The organism is Burkholderia lata, from assembly GCF_902499335.1.
Taxonomy (GTDB): domain Bacteria; phylum Pseudomonadota; class Gammaproteobacteria; order Burkholderiales; family Burkholderiaceae; genus Burkholderia; species Burkholderia lata_B.
Genome location: NZ_CABVQK010000010.1, coordinates 274,873 through 301,765, shown reverse-complemented (window position 1 = coordinate 301,765; position 26,893 = coordinate 274,873). Strand labels below are relative to the sequence as shown.

29 protein-coding genes and 1 riboswitch are annotated in these 26,893 nt (G+C 67.1%); of the genes, 12 read left to right on the top strand and 17 right to left on the bottom strand.

Annotated features, from left to right (window positions below):
• Positions 1-16 precede the first annotated feature (16 nt).
• Both BCO18175_RS25660 and BCO18175_RS25655 read right to left on the bottom strand, forming a co-directional pair.
• Positions 17-1,228: a pyridoxal-phosphate-dependent aminotransferase family protein gene (locus BCO18175_RS25660; RefSeq protein ID WP_174985293.1), complete on the bottom strand. Its 1,212-nt coding sequence runs from the start codon at positions 1,226-1,228 to the stop codon at positions 17-19.
• Positions 1,229-1,681: 453 nt separating this feature from the next.
• Positions 1,682-1,987: a hypothetical protein gene (locus BCO18175_RS25655; RefSeq protein WP_174985291.1), complete on the bottom strand. Its 306-nt coding sequence runs from the start codon at positions 1,985-1,987 to the stop codon at positions 1,682-1,684.
• On the opposite strand from BCO18175_RS25655, the gene BCO18175_RS25650 reads away from it, so the two are divergent.
• The 5 genes from BCO18175_RS25650 (at position 1,986) to BCO18175_RS25630 (ending at position 7,617) form a co-directional block, all read left to right on the top strand.
• A complete protein-coding gene (locus BCO18175_RS25650; RefSeq protein ID WP_174985289.1) occupies positions 1,986-2,969 on the top strand; it encodes a LysR family transcriptional regulator in 984 nt (327 codons plus the stop codon). The genes BCO18175_RS25655 and BCO18175_RS25650 overlap by 2 nt on opposite strands.
• Positions 2,970-2,999: 30 nt before the next feature.
• Positions 3,000-3,998, top strand: a complete 999-nt coding sequence (locus BCO18175_RS25645; protein ID WP_174985287.1) for a 2-hydroxyacid dehydrogenase — start codon at positions 3,000-3,002, stop codon at positions 3,996-3,998.
• 181 nt (positions 3,999-4,179) lie between these two features.
• Entirely contained in the window at positions 4,180-4,959 is a 780-nt protein-coding gene (gene bluB / locus BCO18175_RS25640; protein WP_174985285.1) for a 5,6-dimethylbenzimidazole synthase, read from the top strand.
• Positions 4,960-5,193: 234 nt separating this feature from the next.
• Positions 5,194-6,363, top strand: coding sequence for an MFS transporter (locus BCO18175_RS25635; protein WP_174913199.1), 1,170 nt, complete (start codon positions 5,194-5,196; stop codon positions 6,361-6,363).
• A gap of 93 nt (positions 6,364-6,456) precedes the next feature.
• The gene (locus tag BCO18175_RS25630; RefSeq protein ID WP_174913202.1) at positions 6,457-7,617 is read left to right on the top strand and encodes an MFS transporter; all 1,161 of its coding nucleotides are present in this window, start codon (positions 6,457-6,459) and stop codon (positions 7,615-7,617) included.
• Positions 7,618-7,767: 150 nt separating this feature from the next.
• Here the strand turns inward: BCO18175_RS25630 and fahA are convergent, their stop codons facing one another.
• From fahA to BCO18175_RS25605, 5 genes are read right to left on the bottom strand one after another with little or no spacing between them, the layout of a single operon-like run.
• Positions 7,768-9,072 (bottom strand): fumarylacetoacetase, encoded by a 1,305-nt coding sequence (gene fahA, locus BCO18175_RS25625; RefSeq protein ID WP_174985283.1) that lies wholly within the window; start codon positions 9,070-9,072, stop codon positions 7,768-7,770.
• Positions 9,069-10,403, bottom strand: a complete 1,335-nt coding sequence (gene hmgA, locus BCO18175_RS25620) for a homogentisate 1,2-dioxygenase (RefSeq protein ID WP_174985281.1) — start codon at positions 10,401-10,403, stop codon at positions 9,069-9,071. The genes fahA and hmgA overlap by 4 nt, the downstream gene beginning before the upstream one ends.
• Positions 10,404-10,423: 20 nt before the next feature.
• Positions 10,424-11,779 carry an MFS transporter gene (locus tag BCO18175_RS25615; protein WP_174985279.1) on the bottom strand — a complete coding sequence of 452 codons (1,356 nt, stop codon included), beginning with the start codon at positions 11,777-11,779 and terminating at the stop codon, positions 10,424-10,426.
• Entirely contained in the window at positions 11,776-12,006 is a 231-nt protein-coding gene (locus tag BCO18175_RS25610) for a DUF2783 domain-containing protein (protein WP_069247256.1), read from the bottom strand. The genes BCO18175_RS25615 and BCO18175_RS25610 overlap by 4 nt, the downstream gene beginning before the upstream one ends.
• Before the next feature lie 36 nt (positions 12,007-12,042).
• Positions 12,043-13,704 (bottom strand): FAD-dependent oxidoreductase, encoded by a 1,662-nt coding sequence (locus tag BCO18175_RS25605; RefSeq protein ID WP_174985277.1) that lies wholly within the window; start codon positions 13,702-13,704, stop codon positions 12,043-12,045.
• Between the two features lie 364 nt (positions 13,705-14,068).
• Here BCO18175_RS25605 and BCO18175_RS25600 point away from each other — a divergent pair, with 364 nt between their 5' ends.
• Positions 14,069-14,872 (top strand): EAL domain-containing protein, encoded by an 804-nt coding sequence (locus tag BCO18175_RS25600; protein ID WP_174985275.1) that lies wholly within the window; start codon positions 14,069-14,071, stop codon positions 14,870-14,872.
• Between the two features lie 205 nt (positions 14,873-15,077).
• Here the strand turns inward: BCO18175_RS25600 and BCO18175_RS25595 are convergent, their stop codons facing one another.
• Both BCO18175_RS25595 and BCO18175_RS25590 read right to left on the bottom strand, forming a co-directional pair.
• On the bottom strand, positions 15,078-15,488 hold the full coding sequence (locus tag BCO18175_RS25595; protein WP_174985274.1) for a GFA family protein: 411 nt from the start codon (positions 15,486-15,488) through the stop codon (positions 15,078-15,080).
• Between the two features lie 135 nt (positions 15,489-15,623).
• On the bottom strand, positions 15,624-16,415 hold the full coding sequence (locus BCO18175_RS25590; RefSeq protein ID WP_174913223.1) for an IclR family transcriptional regulator: 792 nt from the start codon (positions 16,413-16,415) through the stop codon (positions 15,624-15,626).
• Between the two features lie 212 nt (positions 16,416-16,627).
• Here BCO18175_RS25590 and BCO18175_RS25585 point away from each other — a divergent pair, with 212 nt between their 5' ends.
• The gene (locus tag BCO18175_RS25585) at positions 16,628-17,815 is read left to right on the top strand and encodes an acyl-CoA dehydrogenase (RefSeq protein ID WP_174985272.1); all 1,188 of its coding nucleotides are present in this window, start codon (positions 16,628-16,630) and stop codon (positions 17,813-17,815) included.
• A 151-nt stretch (positions 17,816-17,966) separates the two neighbouring features.
• Here BCO18175_RS25585 and BCO18175_RS25580 read toward each other — a convergent pair whose 3' ends face one another.
• The gene (locus BCO18175_RS25580; protein ID WP_122944588.1) at positions 17,967-18,605 is read right to left on the bottom strand and encodes a peroxiredoxin; all 639 of its coding nucleotides are present in this window, start codon (positions 18,603-18,605) and stop codon (positions 17,967-17,969) included.
• 318 nt (positions 18,606-18,923) lie between these two features.
• Between BCO18175_RS25580 and BCO18175_RS25575 the strand changes: the two genes are divergently transcribed.
• From BCO18175_RS25575 to BCO18175_RS25565, 3 genes are all read left to right on the top strand, one after another.
• Positions 18,924-19,226 (top strand): DUF883 family protein, encoded by a 303-nt coding sequence (locus BCO18175_RS25575; protein WP_006494044.1) that lies wholly within the window; start codon positions 18,924-18,926, stop codon positions 19,224-19,226.
• A 123-nt stretch (positions 19,227-19,349) separates the two neighbouring features.
• Positions 19,350-19,739, top strand: a complete 390-nt coding sequence (locus tag BCO18175_RS25570) for a phage holin family protein (RefSeq protein ID WP_021157159.1) — start codon at positions 19,350-19,352, stop codon at positions 19,737-19,739.
• Positions 19,740-19,782: 43 nt separating this feature from the next.
• Positions 19,783-20,226 (top strand): DUF3318 domain-containing protein, encoded by a 444-nt coding sequence (locus BCO18175_RS25565; RefSeq protein WP_174913232.1) that lies wholly within the window; start codon positions 19,783-19,785, stop codon positions 20,224-20,226.
• A 54-nt stretch (positions 20,227-20,280) separates the two neighbouring features.
• Here the strand turns inward: BCO18175_RS25565 and BCO18175_RS25560 are convergent, their stop codons facing one another.
• The 7 genes from BCO18175_RS25560 to glyA form a co-directional block, all read right to left on the bottom strand.
• Positions 20,281-20,727, bottom strand: a complete 447-nt coding sequence (locus BCO18175_RS25560) for a type IV pilin protein (RefSeq protein ID WP_174985271.1) — start codon at positions 20,725-20,727, stop codon at positions 20,281-20,283.
• A complete protein-coding gene (locus BCO18175_RS25555; RefSeq protein ID WP_174985337.1) occupies positions 20,724-21,185 on the bottom strand; it encodes a hypothetical protein in 462 nt (153 codons plus the stop codon). Before BCO18175_RS25555 ends, BCO18175_RS25560 begins: the two co-directional genes overlap by 4 nt.
• Positions 21,186-21,388: 203 nt before the next feature.
• Positions 21,389-22,228: a PilW family protein gene (locus BCO18175_RS25550; RefSeq protein WP_174985269.1), complete on the bottom strand. Its 840-nt coding sequence runs from the start codon at positions 22,226-22,228 to the stop codon at positions 21,389-21,391.
• Positions 22,212-22,613 (bottom strand): type IV pilus modification PilV family protein, encoded by a 402-nt coding sequence (locus BCO18175_RS25545; RefSeq protein WP_254608168.1) that lies wholly within the window; start codon positions 22,611-22,613, stop codon positions 22,212-22,214. The genes BCO18175_RS25550 and BCO18175_RS25545 overlap by 17 nt, the downstream gene beginning before the upstream one ends.
• A gap of 5 nt (positions 22,614-22,618) precedes the next feature.
• Positions 22,619-23,182 (bottom strand): GspH/FimT family pseudopilin, encoded by a 564-nt coding sequence (locus BCO18175_RS25540; protein WP_174985267.1) that lies wholly within the window; start codon positions 23,180-23,182, stop codon positions 22,619-22,621.
• 152 nt (positions 23,183-23,334) lie between these two features.
• Entirely contained in the window at positions 23,335-23,814 is a 480-nt protein-coding gene (gene nrdR / locus BCO18175_RS25535; protein ID WP_050011738.1) for a transcriptional regulator NrdR, read from the bottom strand.
• Positions 23,815-23,820: 6 nt separating this feature from the next.
• Entirely contained in the window at positions 23,821-25,068 is a 1,248-nt protein-coding gene (glyA, locus tag BCO18175_RS25530; protein ID WP_021157166.1) for a serine hydroxymethyltransferase, read from the bottom strand.
• Positions 25,069-25,205: 137 nt separating this feature from the next.
• A riboswitch (ZMP/ZTP riboswitch) is annotated at positions 25,206-25,306 on the bottom strand.
• A gap of 180 nt (positions 25,307-25,486) precedes the next feature.
• On the opposite strand from glyA, the gene BCO18175_RS25525 reads away from it, so the two are divergent.
• Both BCO18175_RS25525 and ybgC read left to right on the top strand, forming a co-directional pair.
• Positions 25,487-26,233: an SDR family NAD(P)-dependent oxidoreductase gene (locus tag BCO18175_RS25525; protein WP_089430665.1), complete on the top strand. Its 747-nt coding sequence runs from the start codon at positions 25,487-25,489 to the stop codon at positions 26,231-26,233.
• Positions 26,234-26,336: 103 nt separating this feature from the next.
• Complete coding sequence (ybgC, locus tag BCO18175_RS25520; protein ID WP_039361271.1) at positions 26,337-26,822, top strand: tol-pal system-associated acyl-CoA thioesterase; 486 nt, start codon at positions 26,337-26,339, stop codon at positions 26,820-26,822.
• Positions 26,823-26,893: the final 71 nt, after the last annotated feature.

Below are 26,893 nucleotides of genomic sequence, written 5' to 3'. Positions count from 1 at the left end.
TTCCGCGTTTTCCCGCTTAAGCGCCGCGCCCCGACAGTTCCTGCTCGAGCGCCGCAACGCCGGCCGGCAGGTCGACCGGCACCTTCAGGTCGACCATCGTGCGGCCGAACGCATGCAGCGTGCGGAACAGGTTGTGCTCGCGGCACTGCTCGCCCATCTGCCCGATCCGCACGATCGGCAAGCCGAACGAGCCCGAAATCTCGACCTGGTACTGCTTCGAGATATGGCCGCAGACCATTCCCGGCGTGAGCCCTTCCGGCGTCTCGATCCCGACCACTGAATTCAGCCGGCAGTCCTTCGGCGCATAGAGCTTGAGCCCCATCGACTCGACGCCCGCCTGCAGCGCGAGCGAGCAGCGCAGGTGGCGCGCGAAGCGGCTTTCGAGCGTCTCCGCGCAGACGAGCCGCAGCGCCTCGTGCAGTGCGAGCACGCCCGACACGGGCGCCGTGTAGTGGTAGCCGGCGTTGTGCCAGAAGTTCTCCGCGAGCGCCATGTCGAGGCACCAGTGCGCGTTCGGTTCGGGGCGCTGTTTCATGCGGTCCCATGCGGCGTCGGAGAACGCGATCAGCGACACGCCCGGGATCGACGACAGCCCCTTCTGGCCGCCGGTGATCACCGCGTCGATGCCCCACGCGTCCATCTCGAGCGGCATCGTCGACAGCGTGCACACCGCATCGACCACGACCAGCGCACCGGCCGCCTTGGCAAGCGCCGCGATCTCGCGCAGGTCGCGGTTCCACACGGTGTTCGACGTCTCGCCCTGCACGATCGTGACGATCTCGGGCCGCTCGCGCGCGATCGCGTCCGCGATCTCGTCGAGGCTGGCGACCGCGCGGTCGGCCACTTCGAGCGTCGCGACGTCGGCTCCGACGCGCGTGGCCATCTCGGCCATCCGCGCGCTGAAGAAGCCGTTGCGGATCGACAGCACGCGCGTACCGCGCCACGCCAGGTTCGAGATCGCCATTTCCATCGCGGCCGAACCGGGTCCCGCGACACCGAGCACCCACTTCGTGCGGGTCTGGAACACGTAACGCGCCATTTCCTTCACCTGCTCGATGATCTTCGCCATCGTCGCGCCAAGGTGGTTGATCACGACCGTGTTCGCCTTCGCGACGGCGGCCGGGATCGGAACCGGGCCGGCCCCCATCATCAGCAGCGGTTCTTCGGGCAGGATCGCGTCGAGCGGCACGACGACGGGACAGGGAATCGGCGAGTAATCGATGGACATGGCTGGAAAAAGGTGAGGAAAGGAAGTGCACGGACGCCCGCCGCGCTGCATGGCGAACTGATCGATCATTCCGCGTTCCGCCGCCTCGCGCAAGAGGCACGCGCGGCCGGACAGCGCAACGGTGGCCCGGTCGCCTGACCGGGCCAGCCGGCCATGCGCGGGCCGCACGCCAGTCATCCGGATTGAAAAATGATTGCCGGCCAGGTTGTGAAACGGTTCCATTCATGCGTCAAGCGCACGATTTTCTTCGTCAATAACACCGCGACTCGCCGACATCACCGGTTCAGTACGACTTCTGTATCGAACGAAATAGACCGGATCCCCGATAAAAATCGCTACGCGGAATCCGATAAGCAAAATCCCCGCACGGCCAAAAAACATCTACTATTTCAGCATGTATTGGGGCACGCTTCCTCGCAATACTGGCTCAAGCCCGCTCGAATAGCTCACAACCTATTGATTAACATGAGAAATATTCTCACTCGCCATACTTATTCGAATACCCCACCACCTTTGAACGGCAGGCATGCTGGACAGCACCACGTTTAACGCGCTACCCCTGATTTCGATTTTCCGCAACCCGCCCCTTTTCGCAGGTTGACGGATAACGCTTCTGTATTGAACAATCATCTGCGGAATCGAAAAAAACGATTTTTCGATGTGAAGGAAAAACTGCGGGCCGCGCGATGCGCTTTCGAGGTTGCGCGGCGTAAAACCACAACCATAATCAATCAACCGGGCCAGAAATACGCAAGCCATGAACCAGATTCAGACCATGCGTGTATTCGTCTGCGTCGCCGAGCAACAGAGCTTCCGGCGCGCGGCGCACCATCTCGGCGTGTCCAATGCACTCGTCACGCGATCGATCGCGATGCTCGAGGGCCACCTGAACACCCGGCTGATCCACCGCACGACGCGGAACCTGTCGCTCACCGAGGCCGGCGTGCGCTACCTCGACGGGTGCCGGGCGCTGCTCGAGGAATTCGACCACCTCGAATCGTCCGTCGCGCATGCCGTGCGCGAACCGGCCGGCACGCTGCGCGTCGTCGCGTCGGGCCTGCTGTCGCCGCTTGCGCTGACGCCGCTCGTCAGCAGCTTCCGGCACCGCTACCCCGAGTTGCGCGTGCAGCTGACCGTCTCCGAGGGGCCGCTCGACGTGCTCGATTCGGGCTACGACGTCGGCATCGTCACGGGCAACCGGCTCGACGGCAATCCGACGCTGATCGGCCACGCGCTCGCACCGAACCCGTTCGTCGCGGTCGCGGCGCCGGCCTATCTCGAGCGCCGCGGCGAGCCGCGCCTGCCCGACGACCTGCCGGGCCACGACTGGGTCACGCTCGCGCCGCACCAGCATGTGCCCGCGTGGCAACTGGTCGGCCACGACGGCGTCGCGCATTCCATCACGGTGCGCCCGGCCTGCACGGTCAACCAGCTCGCGCTCGTCCATGCGGCGGCCGTGGCCGGTGCCGGCATCGCGGTGCTGCCAGAGCCGTGCGTCGCGGACGCGCTCGCCAGCGGCACGCTCGTGCGGCTGATGGCCGGCTACCGGATCGACGATCCCGACACACAGCTGTCGCTCGTCTACCCGAACCGCCAGTACGTGCCGGCCCGGACGCGCAGCTTCGTCGAGCACGCACTCGACCACTTCAGTGCGCAGCCGGCCCGCGAACGCACCGACTACGGCTTCATGCGGCCGTCGCGCGGGCCCGACCGCTCCGACATCATCACGGGCCTGCAGTAAACTGCGCGCGTCAGCCTTCGGAGGTGCAGCGTGCGCGTGATCCTGTTCAGCAGCCGGCAGTACGACGACGATTCGTTCGCTGCCGCCAACCGGCGGTTCGGCTATCGGCTGCACTTCCAGCCGTCGCACCTCGACGCGGAAACCGCGATCCTCGCGCATGGCTATGACGTCGTCTGCCCGTTCGTCAACGACACCGTCGACGCGGCCGTGCTCGAGCGGCTGGCTGACGGCGGCACGCGCCTGATCGCGCTGCGCTCGGCGGGCTTCAACCATGTCGACCTGGCGGCCGCCGAGCGGCTCGGCATCACGGTCGTGCGCGTGCCGGCCTATTCGCCGCACGCGGTCGCCGAGCACGCGGTCGCGCTGATCCTCGCACTCAACCGCCGCCTGCCGCGCGCCGTCGCGCGCACCCGCGAAGGCGACTTCTCGCTGAACGGCCTGCTCGGCTTCGACCTGCATGGCAAGACCGTCGGCGTGATCGGCACCGGCATCATCGGCAGCGTGTTCGCGAAGATCATGATGGGCTTCGGGATGCATGTGCTCGCACATTCGGTGCCGCCGTACGACGACGAGCTGATCGCGTTCGGCGCGCGCTATGTCGAGCTCGACGAGCTGCTGCACCACGCCGACATCGTCAGCCTGCACTGCCCGCTGCTGCCGTCGACGCACCATCTGATCAACGAACGGACGCTCGCACGGATGAAGCACGGCGCGATGCTGATCAACACCGGGCGCGGCGGCCTCGTCGATGCGCAGGCGCTGGTCGATGCGCTCAAGAGCGGCCAGCTCGGCCATCTCGGGCTCGACGTATACGAAGAGGAAAGCGGGCTCTTCTTCGAGGATCACTCCGACCTGCCGCTGCAGGACGACGTGCTCGCCCGCCTGCTGACGTTCCCGAACGTGATCGTCACGTCGCACCAGGCGTTCTTCACGCGCGAGGCGCTCGCCGAGATCGCGCACACCACCCTGCTGAACATCGAGGCGTGGCACGCGGGCACGCCGCAGAACGCCGTAACGGCGAATCGCTGAGAAATCGACGAAACCGGCTCATTTCATGGTTACCGGCGCGACCGCAATCGTTTGCTTTTGATCAGCGCTGAAAAAGCGATCTTTTACATCAACAATTCTGCACTTTGTTTCGAATGATGTAACGCGGCTTGCGCGCGGTCTGATATCGTTGCGCCGACGTCATCCCCTGCTTGTGCCGCCCATGCGTTTCGACGACTCCGACATCGCCGCCGTCTACCGCGCCATTTTCGAACGGCGCGACATGCGTCACTTCACGCCGGCGCCCGTCGATCCTGCCGTGCTCGCGCGCCTGCTGCGCGCGGCGCATCACGCCCCGAGCGTCGGCTTCATGCAGCCGTGGCGCTTCATCCGCATCACCGATCCTGCGCTGCGCACCGCGATCCACGCGCTGGTCGAGGCCGAGCGCTGCGCCACCGCCGACGCGCTCGGCGAGCGCCAGGACGAATTCATGCGGCTGAAGGTCGAAGGCGTGCGCGAATGCGGCGAGTTGCTGGTCGTTGCACTCGCCGACGGCCGCGAGCGCCACGTGTTCGGCCGCCGCACGCTGCCGGAGATGGATCTCGCGTCCGCCGCTTGCGCGATCCAGAACATGTGGCTCGCGGCCCGCGCCGAAGGGCTCGGGATGGGCTGGGTATCGCTGTTCGACGTCGATGCGCTGCGCGCGCTGCTGCGGATGCCCGACGGCGCGAAGCCGATCGCCGTGCTGTGCGTCGGGCACGTCGACGCGTTCTATGCGAAGCCGATGCTCGAGCAGGAGCGTTGGGCCGCGCGGATGCCGATCGAAGCGTGCCTGTTCGAAAACGGCTGGGACGATCCGGCCTCGACCGATGCCGACGGCTCGCACCCGTCGCCCGCTGAGGCTACGGCTGAGGCTGACGCTGACGCGGCAACGAACATCGACGCCGACGCAGCAAGCACATCGACCACGAGCATCGACGGCTCCCCCGAACGCATCGCCTGACGAGCGCCTCGCCGCCGCCACCGTTCCGGCCCCAGCAAATTCAGCGCCGCCCCCTCCCAATCCCACACTGTGAGCTTCACGCGTGCTGCCCCGTCGCACGCCGGCAACAACCGTTTTGGCCCCAAGCATAGGGGTTTTCACTGAAGTAGAATCGCGGCTGTCGTCCGCCTTACCGTCCGCCCGTTCCGCGCATCCTGCGCCAGCCCGAGCGGCGCCTTTCCCGAGCCTACCGCGATGCCCTTACCTCTTTTCGCCCTCGCCGTCGCCGCATTTGGAATCGGTACCACCGAGTTCGTGATCATGGGGCTGCTGCCCAATGTCGCGCGCGACCTCGGCGTGTCGATCCCGGCCGCCGGCATGCTCGTGTCGGGCTATGCGCTCGGCGTGACGATCGGTGCGCCGATCCTCGCGATCGTCACCGCGAAGATGCCGCGCAAGCGTGCACTGATGGGCCTGATCGGGCTGTTCATCGCGGGCAACCTGTTCTGCGCGATCGCACCGGGCTATGCGGTGCTAATGGCCGCGCGCGTCGTCACCGCGTTCTGCCACGGCGCGTTCTTCGGAATCGGCTCGGTGGTCGCGAGCAACCTCGTCGCGCCGAACCGTCGCGCGCAGGCGATCGCGCTGATGTTCACCGGCCTCACGCTCGCGAACGTGCTCGGCGTGCCGCTCGGCACCGCGCTCGGCCAGGCGTTCGGCTGGCGCGCGACGTTCTGGGCCGTCACCGGCATCGGCATTGCCGCGGCGGCCGCGCTCGCCGTCTGCCTGCCGAAGAACCTCGCAATGCCCGACACCAGCATCACGCGCGAATTCAGCGTGCTGAAACATCCGCAGGTGCTGATGGTGCTCGGCATCAGCGTGCTCGCGTCGGCCAGCCTGTTCAGCGTGTTCACGTACATCACGCCGATCCTCGAGGACGTGACGGGCTTCTCGCCGCGCCAGGTCACCTACGTGCTGCTGCTGTTCGGCCTCGGGCTGACGGTCGGCGGCACGCTCGGCGGCAAGCTCGCCGACTGGCGCCGGATGCCGTCGCTGATCGCGACGCTCGCGCTGATCGGCGTGGTCCTCGCGCTGTTCGCGGGCACGATGCACCTGCCGTTCGCCGCGCTCGCGACGATCTTCGTGTGGGGCATCCTCGCGTTCGCGATCGTGCCGCCGCTGCAGATCCTGATCGTCGATCGCGCGAGCGACGCGCCGAATCTCGCGTCGACGCTGAACCAGGGCGCGTTCAACCTCGGCAACGCGACCGGTGCGTGGCTCGGCGGGATGGCGATCGGTTCCGGCGTGTCGCTCGTGAGCCTGCCGTGGGTCGGCGTCGCGATGGCCGTCGCGGCGCTCGCGCTCACGCTGTGGTCGGCGTCGCTCGAACGCCGCCCGGTGGCCGTGCCGACCGAGTACGTGTGACGCAACCCTGTTGAAGTCGTTGCGTGCACAACTCCACGCGAAGCTGATGGCCTTCATGGACCTTTCAAGGTCCGAGGTGTAGCATCGCGCCCGATGAAAGCCATTCTTAATCGCGATTTCCTCGCACTCATTCTGAGCGTCGCGGTCGTCGGTCTCGGCACCGGCGCCACACTGCCGCTCACCGCGCTCGCGCTGACCGAGGCCGGACACGGCACCAACGTCGTCGGCATGCTGACGGCCGCGCAGGCCCTCGGCGGCCTCGCGATCGTCCCGTTCGTCACCGCGCTCGCGCGACACATCGGCTCGCGCCGCGCGATCGTCGTGTCGGTCGTGCTGCTTGCGGCGGCCACCGCGCTGATGCAGTTCACGTCGAACCTGATCCTGTGGGGCGTGCTGCGCGTGCTGTGCGGCGCGGCGCTGATGCTGCTGTTCACGATCGGCGAGGCGTGGGTCAACCAGCTCGCCGACGATTCGACGCGCGGCCGCGTCGTCGCGATCTACGCGACCAATTTCACGCTGTTCCAGATGGCGGGCCCGGTGCTCGTGAGCCAGATCGCCGGCGCGACGAGCATCCGCTTCGCGCTGTGCGGCGCGCTGTTCCTGCTCGCGCTGCCGACGCTCGCGACGATCCGGCGCGCCCCGCTCGCCGGTGACGACGCGCATCATGAAGCGCACGGCCGATGGCTCGACGTGCTGCCGCGCATGCCCGCGCTGATCATCGGCACCGGCTTCTTCGCGCTGTTCGATACGCTCGCGCTGTCGCTGCTGCCGCTCTACGCGATGGATCACGGCGTCGCGAGCGCGACGGCCGTGTTGCTCGCGTCGATCATGCTGTTCGGCGATACCGCGATGCAGTTCCCGATCGGCTGGCTCGCGGACAAGCTCGGCCGCGAACGCGTGCACCTCGGCGCAGGCTGGATCGTGCTCGCCGGCCTGCCGCTGCTGCCGTTCGTGATCGCCAATCCGTGGCTGTGCTGGCCGCTGCTGTTCGTGCTCGGCGCGGCGGCCGGCAGCATCTACACGCTGTCGCTCGTCGCGTGCGGCGAACGCTTCCGCGGTGCGGCGCTCGTCACCGCAAGCTCACTCGTGTCGGCATCGTGGAGCGCCGCGAGTTTCGGCGGCCCGCTGGTCGCCGGTGCATTGATGGAACAACTGGGCAGCAACGCGCTGGTCGGCGTGCTGGTCGCCTGCGTCGCGGCATTCGTCGCGGCCGCGCTGTGGGAGCGCCGCACCGCATTGCAACGCGCGGTCTGACACTGGCGCGCAAGTACGCCGCAGCGCGCCGCCGAACGACGACGGTGCGAACACGCGCCGCCCGGCCGCGGATACGCCGGTCACACGGCGAAAACGACGACGGCCCGCGCGATGCGGGCCGTCGTGCTCATCGACGCGCTACGTTGCGCGTTACGCCTTCACCGCCGGCAGGATCTTGCCGGCACACGCGCCGAAGCCGACACGATAGCCGTCGCCCTGGCACCATCCGGCGAGCGTGAGCTCGTCGCCGTCCTCGATGAATGCACGGCTGCCGCCGCCGTTCAGCGCCACCGGCTCCTTGCCGTTCCACGTCAGTTCGAGCAGGCTGCCGAACGAATCCTTCGTCGGCCCGCTGATCGTGCCCGAACCCATCAGGTCGCCCACGCGCGTGTTGCAGCCCGCGACCGTGTGATGCGCGAGCTGCTGCGCCATCGTCCAGTACATGTGCCTGAAGTTCGTGCGGCTGATCGACGTTGCTTCGGCCGCCCCTTCCGCGCGCAGCGTCACTTCGAGCGCGATGTCGAACGCATGCTTGCCCGCGTGCTGCAGGTACGCGAGCGGCTGCGGCGACTGTTCGGGCTGCGCGACGCGGAACGGTTCGAGCGCGTCGAGCGTGACGATCCACGGCGAGATCGTCGTCGCGAAGGTCTTCGCGTTGAACGGGCCGAGCGGCACGTATTCCCATTGCTGGATGTCGCGCGCGCTCCAGTCGTTCAGCAGCACCATCCCGAAGATATGCGCTTCCGCGTCCTCGCAGGCGATCGGCTCGCCGAGCGCATTTCCCTGGCCGACGATGAAGCCCGTCTCCAGTTCGATGTCGAGCTTGCGGCACGCGCCGAACACCGGACGCTCCTGGTCGGGCAGCTTCAATTGCCCGTTCGGACGCCGCACCGGCGTACCGCTCACGATCACCGACGACGCGCGGCCGTTGTAGCCGATCGGCATCTCCGACCAGTTCGGCAGCAGCGCATTCTTCGGATCACGGAACATCGAACCGACGTTGGTCGCGTGCTCCTTCGACGAATAGAAATCGGTGTAGCCGGGAATCTCGACCGGCAGATGCAGCGTCGCGTCGCGCTGCGCGACGAGCACCTGCGCGCGCAGCGAAGCGTCGTCGCGCAGCCGTGCGTTCTCGCGTGAAAACAGGTCCGACAGCTGCACGCGCACGCTGCGCCATGCGTCGCGGCCGAGTGCGATGAACGCATTGAGCGTCGGCGCGGCAAACACGTCGCCGCCGGCCGGCAGCGTCACGAGGCCCGCGCGCGCGAGTGCGGCGAGATCGACGATCTGGTCGCCGAGCGCGACGCCTGCACGGCGTGACGCTTGCTTCGTATCGCTGAAGATCCCGAACGGCAGGTTCTGGATCGGGAAATCGCAGGCGGGATCGTTCGCGGTCTCGACCCAGCTCTTGCGGGTCGGGTCGAGCGTCGCGCGCCAGTCTTGGGTATCGCTCATCGTTGCTCCGGATTGAAGTGTTTCTTGATGCCTTGCCAGCATTCGAAGTAGTCCGCCTGCAGCTGCGCGGTGTCGAGCGCATAGCGCGTCGGCCGGATCAGCGTACGGGTTTCGAACATGAACGCCATCGTCGCGTCGACCTTGTGCGGCTTCGTCGTATCGCTCGCGGACGCCTTCTCGAACGTATCCGCGTCGGGCCCGTGGCCCGACATGCAGTTGTGCAGGCTCGCGCCGCCCGGCACGAAGCCTTCGGCCTTCGCGTCGTACGCGCCGTGCACGAGCCCCATGAATTCGCTCGCGACGTTGCGGTGGAACCAGGGCGGGCGGAACGTATCCTCTGCCGCGAGCCAGCGCGGCGGGAAGATCACGAAGTCGATCGTGTCGACGCCCGGCGTGTCGCTCTGCGACTGCAGCACCAGGAAGATCGACGGATCGGGATGGTCGTAGCTGATCGAGCCGATCGTGTTGAACAGGCGCAGGTCGTACTTGTACGGCGCGTAGTTGCCGTGCCACGCGACCACGTCGAGCGGCGAATGGCCGATGTCCGCCCGCCACAGGCGGCCGTTCAGCTTCGCGATCAACTCGAACGCACCTTCGCGGTCTTCGTAAGCGGCTTGCGGCGTCAGGAAGTCGCGCGGGTTCGCGAGGCCGTTCGAGCCGATCGGGCCGAGATCCGGCAGGCGCAGTTGCGCGCCGAAGTTTTCGCAGATGTAGCCGCGCGCGTCGCCGTCCGGCAGCGTGACGGCAAAACGCACGCCGCGCGGGATCACCGCGATCTCGAACGGCTCGACGTCGACCCGGCCGAATTCGGTCGCGATGAACAGGCGCCCCTGCTGCGGCACGATCAGCAGTTCGCCGTCCGCGCTGTAGAAGAAGCGGTCCTGCATCGAGCGGTTCGCCGCGTACAGGTGGATCGCGCAGCCGTTCATCGCGGCGGCCGAGCCGTTGCCGGCCATCGTCACCAGCCCGTCGACGAAATCGGTCGGCTCGACCGGCATCGGCAGCGGATCCCAGCGCAGCTGGTTCGGCGGCGTCGGCGGCACGTCGGCGGAATCGCCGAATTCCGACACGAGGCGCTGCGGGCCCGCGTACGGCTCGAACGGCCGGTGCACGGCCGCCGGGCGGATGCGATACAGCCACGAGCGGCGGTTGTGGCCGCGCGGCGCGGTAAACGCGGTGCCCGACAGCTGCTCCGCATACAGCCCGTACGGCGCGCGCTGCGGCGAGTTGCGGCCGTGCGGCAACGCGCCGGGCAGTGCCTCGGTCGCGAATTCGTTCGCGAAACCGCTCTGGTAGCCGGCGGTCGCCGGTTTCGACAGGTCAAGCGTCATCGTTTCCTTTCTCCATCAATTCAGGCGGCATTCGGCGCCTGCGCGCCGTTGCGCCGCGTCACACCCGCAAGCCCGAGGACGAACAGCGCCGAGCACAGCACAGGCACCGCGGCCGCGTGGAACAGCGCACCGTTCGACCAGTTGAGCGCAATCAGTTGTCCGCCGACGAGCGGCCCGAGCACCGAGCCGATCCGGCCGATGCCGAGGCTCCAGCCGATGCCCGTCGAGCGCAGCGACGTCGGGTAATACTGGCCCGCGAGCGCGTTGACGGCCGGTTGCCCGCCGACCACGCAGAACCCGCCCGCGAACACGACCACCAGCAGCCACGGCAGCGCATGCGCGACCGAGCCGATCAGCCCCACCGACACGGCCGCGCACGCGAAGCATGCGAACAGCACGCGCACGAAGCCGTAGCGTTCGATGAACCAGCCGAGCGACAGCGTGCCGATCACGCCGCCCGTCTGGAGCACCGTGCCGACGATCACGGCCGTCCCCTGCGAATAGCCCGCGTCGCGCATCACGGTCGGCAGCCAGTTCGACAGGAAGTACAGATCGATCAGGTTCATGAAGCTGATCGCCCACAGCAGCAGCGTGACCGGCAGGCGGCCGTGGCTGAACAGCTCGGCGACCGGCGCGCCGGTCGCGGCGCGCTCGCGCACGACGATGCGCGTGTTCGCGTCGATACCGGCCTGCGGTGCGAAGTGCGCGAGCCAGTCGCGCGCCTCTTCGACGCGCCCTTTCAGCACCAGGAACTGCAGCGATTCGGGCAGCCGCGCGACCATCGCGATCGTCAGCACCAGCGGCACCGCGCCGCCGACGAAGAACACCGACCGCCAGCCGAGCGCCGGAATCAGCGCGGCGCTGATGAAGCCGCCGAGCGCCGCGCCGAGCGTGAAGCCGCACGACACGATCATCATCCGCTTCACGCGATGCGCGGCCGGGCTGAACTCGCCGACCAGCGCCATCGCGTTCGGCATGATGCAGCCGAGGCCGAGGCCCGTGACGAAACGCAGCGCCATCAGCACCGGGATCGAACCCGCGAACGGCGTCGCGAGCATCGTCACCGCGAAGAACAGCGTCGAGCCGATCAGCACCGGGCGCCGCCCGATCCGGTCGGCCAGCACCGACAACCCGAGCGCGCCGAGCAGCATCCCGAACAGGCTCGCGCTGAACACGGGCCCAAGCGCCTGCTTCGGCACGCCCCATTCGGCGATCACGCTCGGTGCGACATAACCCATTGCCTGCGCATCGAAACCGTCGATCACGAGGCACAGCCCGCACAGCACCAGCAGCATCCAGTGAAAGCCCGGGCGATGGGTCTCGTCGATCACGCGCTCGACTTCGAGCACGCGCGCGTCGGCCGGCGCCGCGCTCATTGCGTCACCTCGGCGGCCGGATGCACGGGCGGCGTCACGCCCTGGCGCGCGAGCGCCATCGCTTCGCGCAGCACGTCGGCGTCGCCGATCTGGTTCGCGAGCAGCAGGATCAGCTTCGCGTTGACGAGCTGGCTGTCGGCGTCCGACAGGTCGCGATGCATGTCGATCAACGCTTCGTAGAACGCGTCCGGATCAGCCAGGCGCGGGCGGGTGTCGAGGGGGGGCATGACGGTGTCTCCGGTATCGGTATCGTTATCGTGTGTTCAGCGTGCGCAGGTCGCGCGCGCCAGTGCGTCGGCAAGCGCCTGACGGTCGAGCGTGCGCGTGCGGACGCAGACATGCTGATCAGGGCGCAGCAGGTAGAACGTGCCGGGCTTCGCGTCATAGCGTTGTGCGGCGAAGCCGTCGACGTCCTCCACGACGTCGACACCCGCGACCGGCTGCGCGTGCCCGGCCGGCACGACGAGCACGGGGCGCACCGGCAGCGCGAGGCCGTCGAGCGCCTGCGCGAGCGCGGCCGCATCGCCCGGCAGCCCGAACAGCACGCCGGTGAAGCCGCTGCCCAGATGCTGCAGCAGCCAGCCCGACTCGCCCTGCACACGCACCGGCGCATCGGCCGCCGCCGCACCCGGCCGCATCGCGCCCGCGAAGGCGTCGCCGTTGCGATCCGGCGTGTTCAGCGGCGAATCGGCCAGCACCGCCGGCACCGACAGACGGCCACTGTTCACGAGCTTGCGCGCGAACTCGCAGTCACGTGCGAGCTTCAGCGTCGCGTCGCGGAACACGCGCGACACCGGGCTTTTAGGCGTGATGAAGTCGGTCGAGCGCGTCGAGTTGCGGATGTTCTCGTCGGCCGCGAACTCGCGCTCGCTCGCATACGTGTCGAGCAGGCTGTCGGCCGAACGGCCGTCGAGCACGAGCTTCAGCTTCCAGGCGAGGTTGTCGGCGTCCTGCACGCCGCTGTTCGCGCCGCGCGCGCCGAACGGCGACACACCGTGCGCGGAATCTCCCGCGAACAGCACGCGGCCGTGCCGGAACGACTCCATCCGCTGGCAGCGGAACGTATAGACGCTCACCCATTCGAGCTCGAACTCGACGTCCGGCCCGAGCAGCGCGCGCACGCGCGGGATCACGCGCTCCGGCTGCTTCTCGGCGACGGGGTCGGCATCCCAGCCGAGCTGGAAGTCGATGCGCCACACGTTGTCGGGCTGGCGATGCAGCAGCACCGACTGATTCGGGTGGAACGGCAGGTCGAACCAGAACCAGCGCTCGGTCGGAAACTCCGCCTTCATCTTCACGTCGGCGATCAGGAAGCGGTCCTTGAACGTGCGACCGTGGCTTTCGAGGCCCATCATCGTGCGCATCGGGCTGCGCGAGCCGTCGGCCGCGATCACGTACTGCGCGCGCAGCGTCGCGACGCCTTCCGGCGTTTCGATCGTCAGTACCGCGTGTTCGGCCGACTGGTCGATGCCCGTCACCTTGTGCTTCCAGCGGATGTCGATGTTCGGCAGCTCGAACGCGCGGTCGGCCAGGTAGCCCTCGACGTAATACTGCTGCAGGTTGATGAACGCGGGGCGCGCATGCCCTTCCTCGGGCAGCAGGTCGAACGCGTACAGCTGCTCGTCCTGCAGGAACACCTTGCCGACGTGCCAGCTCACGCCCTTGTCGACGAAACGCTCGCCGCAGCCGAGCCGGTCGAAGATCTCGAGCGTGCGCTTCGCGAAGCAGATCGCGCGCGAGCCGGTGGACAGCGTGTCGTCGTCGTCGAGCAGCACGACGGGCATGCCCTGCTGCGCGAGATCGATCGCGGCCGCGAGGCCCACCGGGCCCGCGCCGACGACGATCACCGGGTGAACGGTCGTGTCCTGCGCACGCGGGCGGTATTCGAACTTCAGCGTCTGGTAATCGATGCTCATGGTCGCCATTCGCTCCTCAACCCTGCCGGGCGCTCGCCGGCGTGCCCGTCATCCCGCCCGTCGCCTGCCGGCGCGCCGCGCCGCTCTCCCGCGTGCAATTCCTGTCAACCGCCACGTCTCGCTCCTTGCTTCCTGTTGATTCGTGAACGGCGCCGTTTCGCGGCGCCCGCATGCCGCATTTCTTGATCGGCGACAAATCTTGGATTTACGAATAGTAAAACCAATTACGAATAGTGAAATCAACGTAAACCCTAGGCGAAGCGTCGAGGATGGGATAACCATATGAACGAAACGCCAAGCCGAGCTTGGCCGGCGCTGCTAATATCAAGCTACGAGGCGGCCCGTTCGGCCGCCGTTTTTCCTTCTTACGCCGATGATTCCGCCCACCATTCCCGAGCTGGTCGCCCGTGCCGGGCAACTGCCGTATCTGCGGGATCACCTCACGCTCGCCGATGGCGGCACCGCAAGCGCGAACCTGCCCGAGCGCACGCTCGGCAGCGCCTACGAACCGATCTACGACGTGACGATGCCCGGTGCGCCGCAATCGACGTCGTTCGCCGACGCGATCGAGCGCTACGGCGACGAACTCGGCTTCCAGGCCGTCACCGTCGTCACGGGCGCGCCGCACGACCCGGTCGACTCGGCCGTCGACGACCAGACGCTCGTCGCGATCGACCGCCTGTCGCGCGCGCTGCATGCGATCAACTTCTTCGGCGCACAGCGCCATGGGCTGCTGTTCCTGCGCGTGCACGAACGGCTGCTGAAGAGCGTGAAATACGACCACGGCAAGCATTTCTCGTCGGTGCTGCAGCGCTTCGGGCTGCCGGCCGAGCGGATCGTGATCGAGCTGCCGGCGGTCGCGGTCGCGCACAAGACCTTCCTCGGCTACCTGACGCGCAGCTACCAGCATCACGGCTTCAAGGTCGCGGACAAGCTGCCGGACCCCGGCCGGATCCTCGCGGTCGAATCGGAGATGGCGCGCCCCGACTACATCAAGATGGATGCGGGCATCGCGTTGCGCGACGGGATGGTCAAGGCGCTCGTCGCGTATGCGCAGCGCGTGCGGATTCCGCTGATCTTCGACGGCGTCGTCGACGAAACGCAGTGCGAGCTGCTGCGCCAGCACGACGTGCGGTTCATGCAGGGGCCCGTGTTTGCGAAGGTCGTGACGGCCTGAGCCTGAGTGGATGAGGTGGTCCGCACACGCGGGGCGTCGCGTGCCGAATGTGGAATACAGGTGATGTGACGGGGGATCAGGCGGCCTGGCTTGACCCGTCGCCCGATGGCCGGCGGGTGGTTGCCGGCCTCGTGGAAAGACCGGCTTCGCGGGAGCGTGAGCGCCTCGTTTCCGGCAAAGTCAGTATCGGCAGGTTACCTGCCGCTTACCCCCTTCCGCCATCGTCGTACTTGGGCAGATCGTCGCCGATCTCGATGCCCGGGAAGCGATCCCCAGACCAGACATGCCAGGCCGGGCGTAGCCGCGACGGCTCATCGAGCGTCGCGCAATTGATCTCGACCGTCTTGGGTGCATCGCTGAGCCGGTATTCGAGCTGCGCGCCGCAACGGCCGCAGAAGCGCCGCTCGCCCCACGCGCTCGACGCGTAGATCGTCGGCTCACCTTGCAGGTATTCGAACCCGTCGATCGGCACCGATGCGGATGCGACGACCGCCGCGCCGGTCGTGCGCTGGCAGAGCCGGCAGTGGCAAAAACCGGCGTCGGTCGGAACATGGGTGATCCTGTACCGGATCGCGCCACATGCGCATCCGCCTTCCATCGGTTCTGCGTGAGACATGGCAAACCTCTTCGTCGGCAAGCTGGCGAACGATCATGCGCGCGGTTCCCCTGCGGCACAACCGGCGGCGGCGGTACCACTCTCGTGCGTAACTGCCCGTACCGGCGACCGAACCCGTACCGCCCGCCGCGCTGCTCAGGCCGTCTGCCCGAGCCGCTGCGCGAGCGCCTTCAACTTCGGCCCGACCTGCGTACGGAACACGTCCTCGTCCATCGACGACGCGGGGCCGCTGCAGCTCAGGATCAGCCAGCGCCCCTCGCGCGGCTCGCGAAACGGCACGGCCGCCGCGTTGACGTCCATGTGCCACGCCCGGAATGAATAGCAACAGCCGCCTGCCGAGAATTCGGCCACCGCGTGCTGCGCGGCGGTGACGAGCGCATCGGCGTCGGCCGCACCGCCGGCCGCACGGTGCAGCTCCGCATAGAGCGCGCGGCGCACGTCCTCCGGCTGCACGGCCAGGTACGCGCGCCCCATCGAACTCGTCAGCATCGACAGCCGCGAACCGGGCGCGAGCCCGAGCGTCAGCGCGGTTTCGCTGCGGATCGTCTCCAGATAGATCATGTCGAGCCCGTCGCGGCAGCCGAGCGACACGGCCGCGCCGATGTCGCGCGCGAGCGCCTGCATGTGCGGCCGCGCGAGGTCGATCGTCCCCGAGCCCGACAGCAGCGCGTAGCCGAGCGACAGCACGCCGGCGTCGAGCGCATACTTTCCGAGCGTCTCGTCGTAGCGCAGGTAGCCGAGCACGGTCAGTGTGTAGGCGAGCCGGTTCACGGTCGCCTTTGGCAGCCCCGTGCGCTCCGCGAAGTCGCGGTTGCCGAGCATCGTCTCGCCCGGCCGGAATGCGCGCAGCAGGTCGAGCCCGCGCGCGAGCGCGACGACGAACTTGCGTTCGTCGATCGTGGTTTCGTCGATGGTTGAAAGTGTCATCTGGTGCTACACTGGGTTCGATTTGCAAAACATTGTTCCGCACAGCGGAACTTCCGTCAAGCAAACTCTCAGGTATGGAACCCGACTGAATCAGGGACCGACCGCAAAGCATGGGCTCGAGTGAGCACTTAAACGCCAGCTTGGGCCGACCGCAAAGCATGGGACCCGAGTAAGCGCTGAAGCGCTAACTCGGGTCGACAGGAGATGAGACGATGAGTGCTGCAACTTTTCATTGGGACGATCCGCTGCTGCTCAACCAGCAACTGACCGAAGAAGAGCGGATGGTGCGCGACGCCGCGCAGGCTTACGCGCAGGACAAGCTCGCGCCGCGCGTGACCGAAGCGTTCCGCCACGAGCGCACCGACGCCGAAATCTTCCGCGAAATGGGCGAAGTCGGCCTGCTCGGCCCGACGATTCCCGAGGAATACGGCGGCCCCGGCCTCAATTACGTGAGCTACGGGCTGATCGCCCGCGAAGTCGAGCGCGTCGATTCGGGCTACCGGTCGATGATGTCCGTGCAGTCGTCGCTCGTCATGGTGCCGATCTATGAATTCGGCTCCGACGCACAGAAACAGAAATACCTGCCGAAGCTCGCCACCGGCGAATGGATCGGCTGCTTCGGGCTGACCGAGCCGAACCACGGCTCCGATCCGGGCAGCATGGTCACCCGCGCGAAGAAGGTGCCCGGCGGCTACTCGCTGTCCGGCGCGAAGATGTGGATCACGAACTCGCCGATCGCCGACGTGTTCGTCGTGTGGGCGAAGCTGGAGGAGAACGGCAAGGACGCGATCCGCGGCTTCATCCTCGAGAAGGGCTGGAAGGGCCTGTCGGCGCCCGCGATCCACGGCAAGGTCGGGCTGCGCGCATCGATCACCGGCGAGATCGTCCTCGACGAGGTGTTCATGCCGGAAGAGAACCTGATGCCGAACGTGAGCGGCCTGCGCGGCCCGTTCACGTGCCTGAACTCGGCGCGCTACGGGATCGCATGGGGCGCGCTGGGCGCCGCGGAGTCCTGCTGGCACACCGCGCGCCAGTACGTGCTCGACCGCCACCAATTCGGCCGGCCGCTCGCCGCGAACCAGCTGATCCAGAAGAAGCTCGCGGACATGCAGACCGAAATCACGCTCGGCCTGCAAGGCGTGCTGCGCCTCGGCCGTATGAAGGACGAAGGCACGGCGGCCGTCGAAATCACGTCGATCATGAAGCGCAATTCGTGCGGCAAGTCGCTGGACATCGCACGACTCGCGCGCGACATGCTCGGCGGCAACGGTATCTCCGACGAATTCGGCGTCGCGCGCCACCTCGTGAACCTCGAAGTGGTCAACACGTACGAAGGCACGCACGACATCCACGCGCTGATCCTCGGCCGCGCGCAGACGGGCATCCAGGCGTTCTTCTGATCGTCCAGGTGCGGCGTGCGCGGCTGCCACGCCGCGCCACACACGCGCAAAAGACACGGCCCGCCCGGCATGACTGCCGGGCGGGCCGTTTTTCATCTGATCCGCGCACCGGGCCACTGGCCCGGTACCACGTTCATGCATCAGCCGATGCTTACTTGTTCGGCTGCGGCGTGAGGCGCAGATACGGACGCACTGCGTTGAAACCCTTCGGGAAGCGCTTCTTCAGCTCTTCCGGATCCTGCAGTGACGGCACGATCACGACGTCGTCGCCATCCTTCCAGTTGCCGGGCGTCGCGACCTTGTAGTTGTCGGTCAGCTGCAGCGAGTCGATCACGCGCAGTACTTCGTCGAAGTTGCGCCCCGTGCTGGCCGGGTACGTGATGGTGAGCCGCACCTTCTTGTTCGGGTCGATCACGAACAGCGAGCGCACCGTCAGCGTTTCGTTCGCGTTCGGGTGGATCATGTCGTACAGCTGCGAAACCTTGCGGTCCGCATCGGCGATGATCGGGAAACCGACGACCGTCGACTGCGTGTCGTTGATGTCGTTGATCCAGCCCTTGTGCGATTCGACACCGTCGACCGACAGCGCGATCACTTTCACGTTGCGCTTCTCGAATTCGCCCTTCAGCTTCGAGGTCAGCCCGAGTTCAGTCGTGCACACCGGCGTGTAGTCGGCCGGGTGCGAGAACAGGACACCCCAGCTGTCACCCAGCCACTCGTGAAACTTGATCGTGCCCAGGCTCGATTCCTGCTCGAAATCCGGTGCGATGTCGCCAAGACGCAGACTCATGATGTTCCCTCCTCGAACGATGCTGGTTGAAACCGCGCCCGGGTCGGCGCGGGAAAGTCTGTCAGCTTACGGGAAGCAATGGGGCGTGCGAACGATTATTCCGTTTGATATTCATACTTTTTTGTCATTTTTGCCCGGTGTTGGTGCCGAGCGGGCGGCCACTCGGGAAACTTTTCACCCCGTTTGCTGCTCTGTTGATGATTACAAGTCGTTTACCATGCGGTCTTGCACTGCCGTCGTGTGTCTTCCCGGCTCGCCAGCAGGCAGGCGTTTCGCTACGATGTGAACCTGCAGCATGACAGCACGATGGGAGTTGCAATGTCGGAAATCAACAAGGAGAAACTGATGTCGGATATCAAAACCGTTCTCTCGGACGCCGAAGACCTGCTCAAGCAAGCTGCGAGCAGCACGGGCGACCGTGCGGCCGAGCTGCGCGAGAAAGCCATGTCGCGCCTGAAGCAGGCCAAGGAAAAGGCAGCCGACGTCCAGGTCGTGGTGGTCGAGAAGGGCAAGAAAGCCGCACGCGCGACCGACGACTACGTGCACGAGCATCCGTGGACGTCGATCGGCGTCGCCGCCGGCGTCGGCGTGCTGATCGGCCTGCTGATCAACCGCAAGTAACGCGCTCTGCGCCGTTTCGTCCCGTTGGCCGCGTCGCGCGGCCTGCGGGCGTCGAAGCCAGCCGGCGGTTTCCGCCGGCCGGCTTTGTCCTAGCTGCACACTGCACGCGCACGCACCTCACCCATGACGACAGACACCACCTCGCAGCCGTCCGGCCAAGGACCGCTGCGCCGCCTCGTCGGCTCCGCGATCGGACTTCTGCAAACGCGCCTCGAACTGGTGGGCATCGAGCTTGCCGAGGAGAAGGAGCGCCTGATGGGCGTGCTGTTCCTCGGGCTCGCCGCGATGATGCTCGCGACGATGGCACTCATCAGCCTGACCGTACTCGTCGCGATCGCGTTCTGGGATACCTACCGCTGGCAGTCGCTCGCGGCGATCACCGCGCTGTATGCCGCAGGCGGGATCGCATGCGCACTGAAGGCCCGCTCGGGCCTGCGCGATGCGCCGACCGTATTCGAGGCGACGCTCGCCGAACTCGAGAAAGACCGCGAGCTGTTCCGCGGCAAGCCGTGAACGCAGTCGCGCTCACCCCTTCCACCTACTTCGCCGACGCGCCATGAGCCAGAACGTCACGGGCAATTCACCCCGCTCCCATTCGTCGCGATCGAACTGGAGCGCGTCGCAGCATCGCGCGCTCCGCAAGGAACTGCTGATCCTGCGATCCGAAGTCGAGCGGCTCGAACTCGCGGAAGCCGCCGGCGAAATGCGCCACGCCGTCACGCGCTTCAGCTGGCTCAAGGTGTTCATCCCCGGCCTGTCCACCAACAAGTTCAGCCAGTCCGCCAAGAACCTGAATACGAGCCTCGGCCAGCTCGTCAACCAGTATCCGATGCTGAGCTCGCTCGCATCGCTCGTGCTCGCAAAACCCGTTCGCTCGCTGCTGCGCGCGAGCGCGGGGCCCGCGCTGAAGTGGGGCACCCTCGGTTTCGCCGCTTGGGAGGTCTACCGGATCTGGAAGCAGTCCCGCGACGAGCGCGGGCTCGACACGCAAGACGACTGACCGCCGGCATCCTGCGCGCACGGCCATGCGCCGTGGCGCGCCTTCCATCCGGACTCAACGCACACCCCAGCACGCCGCGACCTGTCCGTCGGCGCCATCACTTCGCGCATTGCCTTTCGTCCCGTCCGAACGCAGCGTGAATGCGCCGCATGCGTCGTCGTGCATCGGGCCCGTGTCGAGCGGGATGGCTTCCAGTTCATAGTTCACCGGCGAATCGTCGCCGTCCAGCCGCCTGAGCGCCAATCGATACACCGCGCGCCCGTCCGGCGGCGCTTGCGTGAGCGCCGTCGGCAATGCCGAAGGCGGCACACCGTCCAGTGTTTCGAGATGTTGGGCCGCCCGGTACAGCGCGGCGACCGCCGACGCGCGATGAACGCGCACGACATGCTCGCGATACGACGGGATGCCCCATCCGGCCAGCACCGCGACGATCGCGAGCACGATCATCAGCTCGATCAGTGTGAATCCCGCCGAGCGGTACTCGGACGTGCGACCGTTCATCGAAGCATCGTCGCGACGCGACGCCAGTGCAGGGCAACGATGTGTCCGTCGCGGATCGCGACCTGATGCTGCAGCCAGACGGCGCTCGATGCATGCGCACCCACGCCACGCGCGGTGACGACGTAAGCGCGGCCGCCGGCCGGCCCCGCCCCGCGCCACGCTTCGATCAGGCATCGCGGCGGTTGCGCAGCCATCGGCCATCCGACGAACGGCGCGAACGCTTCGGCGGCTGCCAGCGCCGGCATGCGCCGCCACGCGTCGGGCTCCTCGTACGATTCGCCTTCGCTCACGTACGGTGCCGAGCCTCGGCGCAATCGTGCGGTGCATACAGCAAGCGCGGCATCGGCCGCGTGGAATGCGACCAGCCGATCGGACAACGCGCGCGTGCGGCGCGATTCCGTCAGTGCGGCTTCGAACCACATACCGGTCAGCGCCGCGACCGCCGCGCCAACCGCGATCACCGCGGGCAATGCAAGGCCCGCGTCGCGACGCCAATCACGGCTGGATGACCGCAAGCGTATGTGCGGCGCTCGCCGGCCCGTGGTCAGCGCCTCCGCAGCGGCAGCCTGCCGCGGATCGTCGCCGGGTATCGCGATACGCTCGCGCGTGTTGCGTGCCGCGACGCATCGCGACCTCTGTCGCGCGTACTGGCCCACCCCGTTCATCGCGGCACCTCGCGTTCATCCGTTGCATCGCTCGACGTATCGTCGAATGCGCGCGTGGTATTCCGCAACGCGACGATGCGATCGAGTGTCAAACGCGCGCGACCGTCTTGCGCAACGACAGTGCGGCCGTCGCAGTCGACGTGCCGCACCGGCTCGCCCGCCGGTTCGCCGCGCGCCCGCACGCAGACATGCACGGCCACGACCTCGCGCCAGTCGTCGCCGCGCATTGCATCGGCATCGACGAACTGCGTGCCGCCGCGACGAAGATAGCGCACCCGCAACTGATCGATTCCCGACACGACCGGCTGCGGCGTGCCCGGACGGCCGCTTCCTTCGCAATACAGTTCGGGCTCGCCCGTCGACGGACTGGTGTGCACATCGAAGCGGTTCTCCACCAGCGCACGCTCACCGGACACGCCGACTCCCTGCCCGAGGCAATCCGACACCTGGCCGCTAACGGTGGCCCACGTCGACACGGCATCGCCGACGTACCGGATCAGCAACGCGTCCGACGCAGCACGCACGGGCTCGCACCGTAGCTGTGCGCCATCTCCCCTCACACGCGCCATCGAACAGCCGAACACCGGCGGCAACGACGACACGGCGTCCGCATCGAGCGGCCGGAATCCTGCCATCTGGATCTGCTGGCCGATCAGTATCAGCGCTGTGCCGGCCGCGTCGCGCATCCGGAACCCGTCGTCCGCGCGCCGCTGTGCGACGCGCTGCGCGTGGTACAGCGCACCGGCCGCCACGAGTACGAGCAGACCGACGGTCATCGCAATCAGCACTTCAAGCAGCGTATGTGCGCGCATCCGGCGATCAGCGTTCATCGGCATCAGCCTCCCGATACGGAATCCGGACGCACGACGGCGGCTGCGCCGACCTGCCCGCCGCGTCGCATCGCGGCCCGGTAGCCGCATTGCCGCCGCGCCAGCCGACAACCGCGTAGCGGACGCCGCCCGGCCCGTCACCGCGCGTCATCGCGCCGCCGGGCAGCGCCGCCGCGGCCCGCGCCGCGAGGCCATCGTCAGCCTCCGCGGCCACGCGCAAGCGCTCGATACGCGCATCGGCCAGCCACAGCGCGCGTTCGCGCCAGATCGTCGCGCGCTGCGCACGCGCCATCGCAAGCTGGCTGCCCGCCACGGCCAGCATTACAGTCGCGAGCAGCGCGATGGCCAGCATCGCTTCGATCAGCGATGTGCCGCGCATTGCGTTGCGCATGGCGCTCACGCAGCGCCGCAGCGGCCGGCGACAAGCCGCGCCCGGCCGCCTGCCGCGATCCGCACGCAACGCGATACTTGCGCGCCGTCAGCCCCCGGCACGTCGCGCCGCGGACGCAATTCGAAACGCCGGATGCCACCGATTGCCTGACCGACCGGCGGCGCGAACGCGAGATCGTGCGCGGCACCCGCGACGGCCACTTCGGCATCGCGCGGATAGCGCCGCAGCACGCGCGACTGCCCGTCGACCTGCCCGCTGACGATCCAGTCGCACGACCATTCGGCCGGATCGCACCGCTCACCGGCGCGCAGACAGGTGCTGCCGCTCCCGGCCCGGCACAGCGTGACGCGCACGCCGAGACGCGCCGCCTCGGTACGTGCAAACGACAGCGCACCGAGCAACGCACGCGAGCGTGCGTCTACACGCTCACGCATGCGCCACTGGTCGAACGCGGGCGCCGCATAGAGCGCGAGCCCGGCCGCCAGCGAGATGGCGACCATCAGCTCGACGAGCGTGAACCCGCGCGAGCGTCGCAACACATTTTTCAGGGGATGAGCGTGCAGTTCCATCGCAGTCGTCCTTCGCCGAGGTGATGCGACGACTGTAGCGACGCGTGTGGACGCACGCTATTTGCCGAATGGCCGACTGGCGGCATGCGATCGCCACCGACACAATCGGCGCGAACTGACCAACGGAGAAGACGATGAACGGACGCAGCGCGTCAGCGCTTACGCGGAGTCTTGGCGGGAGAGGCGCGACGGAACTCTTCGATCACGTCGGCAAATTCGGAAACGTCCTCGAACTGGCGATACACCGATGCGAAGCGGACATAAGCGATCGTATCGAGGCCGCGCAACTCGTTCATCACGAGTTCGCCGAGCTTCTCGCTACGCACTTCGCGCTCGCCTGTCGCGAGCAGTTGATATTCGATGCGGGCGACCGCCGCGTCGATCGCGTCGGCAGCAACCGGCCGCTTGCGCAGCGCGAGTTGCATGCTGGCGACGATCTTGCGACGGTCGAATTCCGTGCGGCTGCCGTCCTTCTTCACGACGAACGGCAGGGACAACTCGACCCGCTCGTACGTCGTGAAGCGCTTGTCGCAAGCCGAGCAGCGACGTCGCCGCCGGATCGCGGCGCCATCTTCGGACACGCGGGAATCCACGACCTGCGTGTCGTCATGCCGGCAGAACGGGCAGCGCATCGTCGATCAGCGATAGACCGGGAAACGCTTGGTCAGCTCGGCAACCTGCGCGCGCACGCGCTCGATCGTCGCCGCATCTTCCGGGTTGTCCAGCACGTCCGCGATCAGGTTGCCCACCTGTTCCGCTTCTGCCGGGCCAAACCCGCGCGTCGTCATTGCCGGCGAGCCCAGGCGCACGCCGCTCGTCACGAACGGCTTTTCCGGATCGTTCGGGATCGCGTTCTTGTTCACCGTGATGTGCGCCGCGCCCAGTGCCGCTTCCGCTGCCTTGCCGGTGATGTTCTTCGCACGCAGGTCCACCAGCATCACGTGGCTTTCCGTACGGCCCGACACGATCCGCAGCCCACGCTTCACCAGCGTTTCAGCCAGCACGCGTGCGTTCTCGACCACCTTCTCCTGGTACGCCTTGAACTCCGGCGACAGCGCTTCCTTGAACGCCACGGCCTTCCCCGCGATCACGTGCATCAGCGGGCCGCCCTGGATCCCCGGGAAGATCGCCGAGTTGATCGGCTTCTCGTACTCCGCCTTCATCAGGATCACGCCGCCGCGCGGGCCGCGCAGGCTCTTGTGCGTCGTCGTCGTCACGAAGTCCGCGTGCGGCACCGGGTTCGGGTACACGCCCGCTGCGATCAGGCCTGCGTAGTGGGCCATGTCGACCATCAGGTACGCACCGACCGACTTCGCGATCTTCGCCAGGCGTTCGAAATCGATCTTCAGCGAGAACGCCGACGCGCCCGCGACGATCAACTTCGGCTTGTGTTCCTGCGCGAGCTTCTCGGCGGCTTCGTAGTCGATGTCTTCGTTTTCGTTCAGGCCGTAGCTCACCACGTTGAACCACTTGCCCGACATGTTCACCGGCGAACCGTGCGTCAGGTGGCCGCCGTGCGCGAGGCTCATGCCCATGATCGTGTCGCCCGGCTTGAGCATCGCGAAGAACACGCCCTGGTTCGCCTGCGAACCCGAGTTCGGCTGCACGTTCGCCGCTTCCGCGCCGAACAGCTGCTTCACGCGGTCGATCGCCAGCTGCTCGACCACGTCAACGTATTCGCAGCCGCCGTAGTAGCGCTTGCCCGGATAACCTTCCGCGTACTTGTTCGTGAGTTGCGAGCCCTGCGCGGCCATCACGGCCGGGCTCGTGTAGTTTTCCGACGCGATCAGCTCGATGTGATCTTCCTGGCGGCGGTTTTCCTGCTCGATCGCGGCAAAGATTTCGGGATCGACGTTCGCAATGGTGCTTTGGGCTCTGTCAAACATACGGTTTCCGTTAAGTGTGTACAGGTTGACCGGAGCGGCCGAGTACGGTGCGCTGCTGGCGGGACCAGCTCGACGTGGCGGAAGAATCCGTATGACGCGAAGCAGGACAGCCACCGGCGATGCACGCGACGGCACACAACGGCTGCCCAGGCGAACGGCAAAAACGGTGCCCCGCGCTTCACGGTGGGATGCTCCACCTTGAACCCGAAGGGTTCTATCGCCAGTCACGCGGGGGTGATGAGCGCGTTAGTGTATTGGATGCGTCATGAATAGGCAACCGCACGGCGGCGCGCCGGATGCAATTGGGGCCAGACTCTACGCGCCCGTGCCGGAACGCTTTGCCGCCTTGCCGCGGTGCGGCAATCTCAGTAGGCTTGCGGGATACTACCCGCTATTTTGTCATCGACCAGGAGCAGCAATGATCGTGTTCGTCACAGGCGCGTCCGCCGGCTTCGGCGCCGCCATCGCCCGTGCCTTCGTCAAGGGAGGCCACCGCGTCGTCGCGACCGCGCGCCGCAAGGATCGTCTCGATGCGCTCGCCGCCGAACTCGGCGATTCCCTGCTGCCGCTCGAGCTCGACGTACGCGATCGCGCGGCCGTCGAGGCCGTGCCGGCCGCCCTTCCCGCCGAATTCGCGGCACTCGACGTGCTCGTCAACAACGCCGGCCTCGCGCTCGGCGTCGAGCCGGCCCAAAAGGCCAGCCTCGACGAATGGCACACGATGATCGACACGAACTGCACGGGCCTCGTCACGGTCACGCACGCACTGCTGCCCGGCATGATCGATCGTGGCCGCGGTCACATCTTCAATATCGGCTCGGTCGCGGGTTCGTACCCTTATGCGGGCGGCAACGTCTACGGCGCGACCAAGGCGTTCGTCAGACAATTCAGCCTGAACCTGCGCGCCGACCTGCTCGGCACGCCGCTGCGCGTCACCGACATCGAGCCTGGCCTGTGTGGCGGCACCGAATTCTCGAACATCCGCTATCGCGGCGACGACGCCAAGGCGGCGAACGTCTACAACAATGTCCAGCCGCTCATGCCCGAGGACATCGCCGACACGATCTACTGGATCGCGACGCGCCCGGCGCATGTCAACGTCAACACGATCGAGCTGATGCCGATCGCGCAAGCTCCCGGCGGCCCGACCGTCCACCGCGGCTGAAGCCACGCGGGCCCGGCCCCTTCCGGGCCGGCCCGCAGTGTGCTACGGCATACTACATTCCGTTACGAATCGGTTACGAATCAGGCTCCTGCCTTCCGGTAGAATGCGCGCCATGACCCAGCCTACCCGCTCCCCGGAAGCGCCGTCCGGCTTCATCTGGCCGGTGCGCGTGTACTACGAGGATACCGACGCAGGCGGCATCGTCTTCTATGCCAACTACCTGAAGTTCTTCGAACGCGCCCGCACCGAGTGGCTGCGCGCATGCGGCATCGACCAGCGTCAGCTCGCCGACGACACCGACGCGATCTTCGTCGTCCGCAGCACGTCGCTCGACTACCGCGCGCCGGCGCGACTCGACGACACCCTCGCGATCACGAGCCGGCCCGGACGCATCGGCCGCGCATCGGTGGAATTCACGCAGGAAGCCTGGTGCGGAGACACGCTGCTCGTGGCCGGACACATCCGCCTCGGCTGCGTCGACCGTACCGGTATCCGGCCCGCGGCCATCCCGCCGGCCGTGCTCGACGCGCTGCAGCGCGGGCCCGTCATCAACGACGGGCAGACTGCACTGTCAACGAAGCTCGCATGAGCCCCGTTTAGACAAAGCCTATGAACTTGCCTTTCTGATTCGATACTAAGCAAGGTTCGGCGCCAGGCATG